Raw genomic sequence first — 8693 nt, 5'->3', positions numbered from 1 at the left:
CGATAAAGCTGTCACAATCACTTTTGAACCAAGATATCGTTTCCACCCGGTACGTACAAGGCCTGATAACGCAAATCGGTACTTCAGCTCGTCCGAGAATGAAGCCCCATAAGCAAGTGAACTAACCAATGGAATCGCCATCAGGAACAATTCTGAATGAATCACCGCTTCTGCTAAATAAATCCAGCTAACCTGTAAATCAGAAATCCTGTTTTCCTTTATATATGCCATTGCTGGGTATCCACCGCAGATTCCTGCCATTACAAGACCGATAACACCGATCAGAAATCCCCTGGATAAAACTGCCCTTTTCCAATCTGAACATAATACATTCTTCATCTTTCTCCTCCCGGTTACCATCACTTAAGAAGGGTTTACAAAACCTCCGTCAATTGCATTGAGAAATACCGTTTCCGGAAACGTATACATTTCACTGCCCTGGTACGATGACTGAACTTCAAATACCCAGACCGGAATCAGCCAGACATGATCCGGAGCATTAAAAGCCACAGAATAAGCCGCTTTTAACTCTGCACTTTTTACCTCAAAAGTAACAACTGTCTGATCTTTATCCACCCCGCCTGAACCATCTGGCGGCAGCCCGATATACTGCAGATGTTCCGCCAGCCTGTCCTTGATTTTATCAAAAGGCAGAAGTTTCGTATTTTCCGCAACCACCTGATACAGCTTCGCCATATTGTTCCAGGAAAATTCTACAACTCCGTCTTCCGTAACTGTTATTTCGATTCTTTCCTGGTAAAAAGGAGGGGTATAGGATAATTCAGGCATATTATTATGTAAAGTTCCTCTAAGCGGCATATATGCAGGTATTCCTCCCAGATCCCAACTATAGAGCAGGTTATAAGCCGCTTTATTTTCTCCCAAATCATCAGCATAATCTTCATAGTCAAGCCCACAAACCGGGGGATTTGGAAACCATACAGCTTTCATGCATTTTTTCAATGAAAGCCCGGTAATTCCCAGATCCTTCAATATTTTATCTCCTTTTTGGATAGCATCATCCATTGATATTGCAGGATTTTCCATTGCTGCTTCACATCTCTGTAAAAATTCCTCTTTTACATCCAGATATTTACTCCCCTGAGGATATCGGTTTTTCCTGTCCCATTTACACATTTCCTTCTCAGTATCCAGCCCTTCTTCATCATGAACCTCCCCAACTGCATAGGAAAAGTAGCCTTCTGTTCCTGCTTTTTCATTAAGGCTGAAAGCTTTTATAATGGGTTCCACCTTTTCTCCGGTTTCCACTACTGCCCAAAAGCAATTGTTCTCAGTATGTATCATCTTATTTTCAGTACCCCACCACATATACTCCATTTCTGACTCAACCGGTTTTGAAAACTCCACATCCATATATTTTTTTTCCGGCTTTTTATCCGGAGCTTTTTCCAGCAATTCTTCCAGACGCGGCTTCCATTCCAGTTTGCTCATCATAAGAAAAGTACCCTCACCATATATCCCCGATTTATTTTCTATATTCGTAATCTGGTGTGATAACTCTTCTTTTGTCATTGGCAGCTTCTGATAAAACTTTTTCCCTTTAAAAAAATAATTTGTAAGTTTCCTCAACCCTTCATTATCAAAGGGAGCTTTTTCCAATTCCAATACCGGAGTATTACTTACCGACAGCCTGGGTATATCCACGTCCGCTTCTACTGTGACACGTCCATCCATGCGCTCCATGGTTTCCTTCCAGTGCTCCGGTGCATCCATCTGCTTGATCTCTCCATCTTTTGCCTTATCAATTATGCAGCCTTTGTGCAATCCTTCTGATTTATTTACAACCGGAGCCTCACCCGGCGTTTTTTGACAGGCAGTTAAAGTTAACATACATCCTAATAGTAAGGCTGACAAAATCATAACGTGCCATTTTTTCTTATGGTTTTGTCTACATTGTTTATTCAGTCCGCTTCGTTTTCTGATTTCTTTTACCATTACAATTCCTTCCCTCCCTGGCATTTTACCGGCATCTTTTGTTTTCATCATAGCGGAAAAATATCTCTTTTTTATTCTTCTGCATGAAATCGGATGCGAAATAAATTCCCGGCTGATGTATTTTCAACCTCACATCTCATTCCATGCAGACCAGCCACCTTTTTAACCAGGTACAGCCCATATCCCAAATGCTTTTCCCGTCCTCCCGACAGCTTTTTTCCACTGGAAAAAAGTTCAAACATATCTTTCTTCCAATCTTCTGTAATAGGCTGCCCTGCATTTTCAATTGACAGTTCCTCTTCATTCAGCACAATGCGGATATAACCTCCGGGTGTCACATAGGAAACCGCATTAGACAGCAGATTAGATACCATCTGTTCAAAGTAATTCTGATTCACTTCCTTCTCCACTATTTCAATATCCAGCTTTAAATCAATTTGCTTTTCCAATAACAAAGGGGCAATCCGTTCCAGAGAATCCGATAACATTTTTGCCAGATTTGTCCTCTGCGGACGCAGCATGAAATGTAAGGAATTTATCTGGGACAGCGTCATCATCTGGCGAATCATAGTATCCATCTCTTCTGTCTTCTGGCTAATCATATCCAGATAATAATCTTTTTTAAATTCCAGCTCCTGGATCCTCAGATTATCATCACACATCCTAATAATTGCAAGCGGTGTCTTCAGTTCATGTGCCATTCCATTGATAAAATCCTTACGCTCCTGTTCTATCTGCTGCCGCTTTTCTTCTGTTTTCATCTGCCCATAAGCCAGATACACCGCACATAGGCTCAAAATTAAGAACATGACCAGATAAGCCCATTTCAGATTTTCCAAAGATGTATACAAATGCCTTCCGCTTGCCCGTATTTGAAGGTTGATATAGGACTTGCTATTAAGTACCGGAAACTTCATACAGGTCTCCATTTGAGTCTTAAGAAACCCGGAGGTCAGGGTCTTCCCATTATACCAAATCGTTTCCTGTCTGGTTACGGTATTCTCTGAGAAATCTTTCATGCTATGCAGCCATTCCTCCTGCTCCCAGTAATTCCACGCTTCAAATCCATCCTGGTAGTATGGAAATCCCAAGATCTGCATTTCTCTGTATTTTCCCTTTTCAGCCATGGCTGTTTCTAAAGGAGTCCATTCCATTACTATTTCACAGCCGGACTGTAGATAATTTTTCCCGTCATAATCTGACTTCCATGAGCGTGTGGTGGATAACCAGGGATCCGGCTGTGCTTTCTCAGCCCGATCCTCACTAACCCACTCTAATTTTTCAACGTACAGCCCCGTCAAATAATTTTGCCCCTCTTTGCAATTCGTCTGGTAAAGGAAACGGTATTTCGGAGGTTTCGTTTTATCCCTGCTGTTTTCTTTTATAGCCATAATAAAAACAGTTTTCTGCTCTGTAGAAAACAGCTCTTTTGGAAATAACAGCTTCGATTCAGCCGTTTCGCCATCCTCTATTTTAACCTTCAGGTAATTTTTACTTTCCGCCAGTAAACTCTCATCCTTAAAAACCCGGTAACTGTAATATTGGTTCTGAAAATTCCCATTCAGACTGCTTTTCGCACTGTCTCCCAGTTCGTTTATGATTTTTTGATAATCCTCTTCGCTGCTTTTTACTAATTGTTCATACAGATAATTTTTCTTTTGTTGAAATGCCTCCTGCCCCAGCTTCCGGTTCCGTAAAGTATCGTAGATAGTTATGATACATGCACAAAGCAAAAATAAGAGCAAAAAACAGCCTCCGGTTTTCATCAGAATACGGTATTTTTCCTTTTTGGTCATATACTTCTCCCTTAATGAATCTGAAAAGAATAGCCTGCTTTTGAAATCGTTCGGATGTAGCTGCCCGCATCACCCAGTGCCTGGCGCAGCTTAACGATATGTTTATCCACAACCCGGTCCAGAATTTCGGCATCCACTCCCCAAACCCTGTTTAGAATCTGTTCTCTGGACAGCACCCGGTTCTCATTTTCCATAAAATAAAGCAGAAGCTGATATTCTTTGTCTGCCATAATACACTCCTGACCAGCTGCAGTTACTTTTCTCTGATCCTGGTTAAGCACGAGAATACCTTTGTGCATAACTTCCTCATCCATGTTCTTACTGGCCCTCTGAATCAATGCATTTACCTTCGCAAAAAGAATCGGAAGGGAAAAGGGCTTTGTCACATAGTCATCTGCACCGCATCCATATCCTCTTAACTGCATATTTTCAGCTTCCAAAGCAGTCAGAAAAATCACCGGAATCTTCATGTTTTTCCGTATCTCCTTACAGATTTCAAATCCGTTCATACCGGGAATCATTACATCCAGCAGCACCATATGAACTTCATTCTTTTGCAGATAAGAAAGGGCTTCCCTGCCGTTTTCAAAACATGCTGTCTGCCATCCCTGTACGGTAAAAAAGTCAGATACCATCTCCTGAATAAGCACTTCATCTTCCACTAAAACTAACGTATTTTTCATTCTTTATATTCGCCTTTCTGTTAAACAATACATATCATTTAAGATTAGCATAAAAATGTCTTCTTTTTATGCTTTTGCTGTATTTTGCAGCCGCCTCGTATTAAATCATAAAATACCGCTGCACTCCCCTATGTCTAAAACAACAGGAAAGTACAGCGGTATTCATTCCAGCGCATACTTAAATTGTTAATATTAATATAGGCATTCCATCCTCCATATTAATCACGATCAGCAACGTCCATTCCATCCCCCTGGTACCACCACACATTACAATGCTTTTTATTTCAACAATTTACATAAAATATCATGCAATGCCATAAAATCAAGCGGTTTCGCCAGATGTGCGTCCATCCCTGAGTTCAGTGCCTCCTGGATATCTTCTTCAAAAGCATTTGCCGTCATGGCAACGATCACAATCTGTTTTGCATCGGGTCTGTCCAGTTCACGAATTGCCCGTGTAGCTTCGTATCCATTCATTCCGGGCATTCTCACATCCATCAGGATGGCATCATAGGTTCCCGGCAATGCATTCTGGAATGCCTGAACTGCCTCGGCGCCATCTCGCTTTACAACCGATACTGCCCCATGCATCTCCAGCAGCTCGCAGAGTATTTCTGCATTGATCGCATTATCTTCTGCAACCAAAAAGCAGCGCCCTGTAAATATTTCATTTTGCTGTCCATCTGGTTTCATGACGCTGCACTGGTTTCTTTCATCAACCGCATCCCCCTGTGCAGCTTCGCATTCCAGTTCTACCCGAAATGTAGAACCCTTATTGATCCGGCTCTCTACAAAGATTTCTCCTTCCATCAAATCTACCAGTCCTTTGGTGATGCTGAGTCCAAGTCCTGTACCCTCCACATTTCCCGCTGTATTGCTTCGTGTGAATGGTTCAAAGATATGATCCAGGAATTCTTCCGACATTCCGATTCCCGTATCACTGACCGAGAAACGGTAGCGTGCCCAAAGTGCTCCTTTTGCAGAAGGCATCTCCTCCACCAGAAACTGTACCGTACCGCATTCCGGAGTGAATTTCATGGCATTTCCAAGAATATTTATGAAGATCTGATTAATGCGCAGTGAATCCCCATAGAAGTGCTCATGGCGGATCCCCTCGGTCCGAATTTCAAACTTCAGTCCGGAGGCTTCCGCCTGGGGCGCAATAATCGCCGACAGCTGGTTCAGCAAATCAGACAGGGAGATCTTCATACGATTCAGTGTTATATTAGACCGCTCAATCTTGCTCATATCCAAAATATCGTTAATCAGGCTGAGCAGGTGCCTGGAAGAAACGGCTATTTTCTGCAGGCAGTCCTCCACCCGCTCCGGCTCACCGATATGAGCCGTTGCCAGCGTGGTCATACCCATAATGGCATTCATGGGCGTACGTATATCATGGCTCATGGCTGACAGAAAATCACTCTTTGCCCTGTTAGCCTCTTTGGCCAGGGTTAGGGCATTTTCCAGTGTCTGTTTTACCTGACGCTCAGCCGTCAGCATATCCGTCACATCCGCCCGTACCAGACAGATTGTGCTGTGGTTTACATCACCCCACAATACATTGATCTGCTTATAGAGTAAACCATCTTTTGACCGGTAGGGAAGTACAAAGTCATAACCCGACGGCTTTTCCTGCAGCCGGTGAATCATATTTTCCATAAGAAACTGCTCAAGTACTTCATCTCTGTCTTCACCTGTTCCATTACCATAGACATCAGCAAAATTTGTATCTTCATAGTTATTCGCAATAAATGGAGACAGATTTTCCAGTACCGTCTGACGTGTATAGGTTATAAGGCGTTTCGTATTGATATCAATAAATCCTGCCAGTTCAAATGTATAAGCAATCATATTGAGCAGCCCCTGCTGCTCCCGCACCGAATCGGTAATATCGGTTCTCACCAGGCACACCCTTCCAAGCCGCAGATCAACAGCAGAAACCGTCATGTTCTTTGTCCTGATATCGCCTTTATCATCCATCGTGGAATAAGCGAACGTATAGCTTCCACCCTCAGTCAGCCTCTGGCGTATTACCTCAGGATCCAATAACCTGGCGTACTGCTCCCTGTCCTTTGGAACAACCGGAGATCTAAGCATATCCGCCATCCTTTCCGAGTGCCTGCCCCTGGCTTCCGGGAGAAAATCAGAACTCTGATTCGATGTTAGAACCGTATAAGTATCCAGTTCCAGGTTCAGATCAATGACAAAGTCATAGGCAGTAATGGATAGCTGATGAAGAATGCGGTCCGATATGGTCTGCTCCGTAATATCCGTTACGGTCAGTATTCCGGTGATATCTCCCGTATCCGGCACTTCCACCAGATTAACCTTGAATTGGACATAACGGCCTTTTTTCTCCCTCGGCATCTTGATAAAACATTTTAAAATCTGTTCCCTTTCATTCCTTTCAAATGCTGCAAGGGCGGGCGCATTCAGATACATCTTTAAGAATGTTTCCCTTTCCTTTTCGTCAACCACCAAACTGGCTATGCCGGTAAAAAACGCTTCCCTCACCGAACCCAGAGTATTCAGCAAATCTGAATCTGTATGATCAATAATTTCCAAAATTTGATTCCGGGTAATATTGCAGTGTCCGATAATCAGCGCATTGGGTACCGGAATACGGTAATGTTCGATCAGCATGTCCTTATACTGCTGCCGGAGCTGTTCCTGTTCCATGATTTCCCTGGTCATATCGTGATAGACTGCATATACCCGGCTTTCTCCATTTTCATTCTGAAACAGAGAGAGATTATTTTTCACACTGACATAGCTGCCGTCACCCTTTTTCAAACGATATACAATTTCACACTGGCTTTCTCCACTTACAATATATGCAGAAAGCTTTTTATATACAAATTCCTTATCATCCGGATGCACTCCAGCCATGGCATCTGTCTGATACAGTTTCCACGCTTCCTCCAGAGTCATTCCGGTCAGCTCCGCAAAACCATCAGATATAAATTCCGGAACCATGCTTTTGTCCCGTTCATAGCGGACAACAGAAACTCCACCTGGAAGATTTTTTACTAATGTCTGAAAATACTGTTCCAGACGTTCTTTTTCCTGCCTTATGCGCACCTCATCAGTAATATCCCTGACATAGTTGACATAGGCCGGAATCCCATTCCACTCTGTTTCCCGGAAACGTGTACAGAAGCAGCTTCCGGAATCATCCGGCCTGATTTCGTGCTCTACTCCATCGGGGTTATTCTTATGGAGGATACAAAATTCACAGGGTTCATTTCTTCCATGAAGGGCTGCATAACATTTCTGTCCGATATACTCTACCTTTTTGGTAAAAAGATTCCTGGATTCGTTGATATAGAGCAAGTCATAATTTTTCTTGTCAATCACATAGATACCATCAGCTGTTTCATTTGCAATATTTTGAAACAGCCGTGTCTCTGCCGACATGCCTGTGAGGACGGCATAAAATTTCATAGTCTCTGACAAGATCCCCATACGTCTTCCATTTAAATGAATCCAAATCAGATAACCGTCCTTATGGTACATACGATAGGAGACATCCAGTACCTCTCCGCTGATCAGTGCTTCCTTTGCCGCTTCCTGAACCCGCTCCCGGTCCGGCTCATATATAATGTCAAAAACATCGCGGTCTGTCATTTCCACGTACTCTTCCCGGGTGTGTCCTGACAGTGACATTACCCCTTCCGATGCAAAGACAGGAGAAAAACGCTTATTCTCCACCAGATAAATAACTACTCCACCCGGAATCGCATTGATGATATCCTGCATCTGTTCGTTCGCTCCGGCAAGCTCTTTCTCCAAATACACCTGTTCACTGACATCACTGTATACACCGTAAAGCAGTTTTTTTCCATCTGCCTGGGCTTTAACTGCTCCTTCCAGATGAATATAGTGGTATTTGTCTGTCTTGTCATTAAAAACCCGGTATGTCTGGCGCATAACTCCATTGCACCGGATTGCTCCCATAATATTTCCCTGTAGAAGTCCCAGATCTTCCGGATGTACCCCCAGGAAATTTGTTCTTTGTTCCAATTTCTTAATATGTTCATCGGAATACCCCATTATTTCATAAAAAGCTTTATTATGGAATAATGGTGATATAGATCCGTCCGAATACTGATAAACGCATAAGCCGCAGGGAATGTTCGCAAAAGTTGTCTGCAGCTCTTCCTTAACTGCCTTGGACTGAACCTCTTCCCTTTTTTTATCCGAAATATCCAGAATGTACTCAATATGCGCAGATATGTCACCCCAGTCGAATAATTTA

General features: G+C 42.9%; 5 protein-coding genes. All 5 read right to left on the bottom strand.

The window, feature by feature from the left end:
• A partial coding sequence (locus tag ACH2DQ_RS20865; RefSeq protein ID WP_395028173.1) for a hypothetical protein occupies nt 1–339 on the bottom strand: 339 nt, incomplete at its 3' end.
• Nucleotides 340–363: 24 nt separating this feature from the next.
• Nucleotides 364–2007, bottom strand: coding sequence for a DUF6034 family protein (locus ACH2DQ_RS20860; protein ID WP_394910840.1), 1644 nt, complete (start codon nt 2005–2007; stop codon nt 364–366).
• A gap of 20 nt (nt 2008–2027) precedes the next feature.
• Nucleotides 2028–3752 carry an ATP-binding protein gene (locus tag ACH2DQ_RS20855; protein WP_394910839.1) on the bottom strand — a complete coding sequence of 575 codons (1725 nt, stop codon included), beginning with the start codon at nt 3750–3752 and terminating at the stop codon, nt 2028–2030.
• A gap of 11 nt (nt 3753–3763) precedes the next feature.
• On the bottom strand, nt 3764–4435 hold the full coding sequence (locus tag ACH2DQ_RS20850; protein ID WP_394910838.1) for a response regulator transcription factor: 672 nt from the start codon (nt 4433–4435) through the stop codon (nt 3764–3766).
• 279 nt (nt 4436–4714) lie between these two features.
• A partial coding sequence (locus ACH2DQ_RS20845) for a PAS domain-containing protein (protein ID WP_395028169.1) occupies nt 4715–8693 on the bottom strand: 3979 nt, incomplete at its 5' end.

Source organism: Robinsoniella sp. (assembly GCF_034124845.1).
This window is presented reverse-complemented; position numbering and strand designations above follow the sequence as displayed.

Excerpts from the sequence above, each read along its gene's own strand:
- ACH2DQ_RS20855 (WP_394910839.1), bottom strand. The coding sequence starts at position 3,752 with ATGACCAAAAAGGAAAAATACCGTATTCTGATGAAAACCGGAGGCTGT.
- ACH2DQ_RS20860 (WP_394910840.1), bottom strand. The coding sequence starts at position 2,007 with ATGATGAAAACAAAAGATGCCGGTAAAATGCCAGGGAGGGAAGGAATT.
- ACH2DQ_RS20850 (WP_394910838.1), bottom strand. The coding sequence starts at position 4,435 with ATGAAAAATACGTTAGTTTTAGTGGAAGATGAAGTGCTTATTCAGGAG.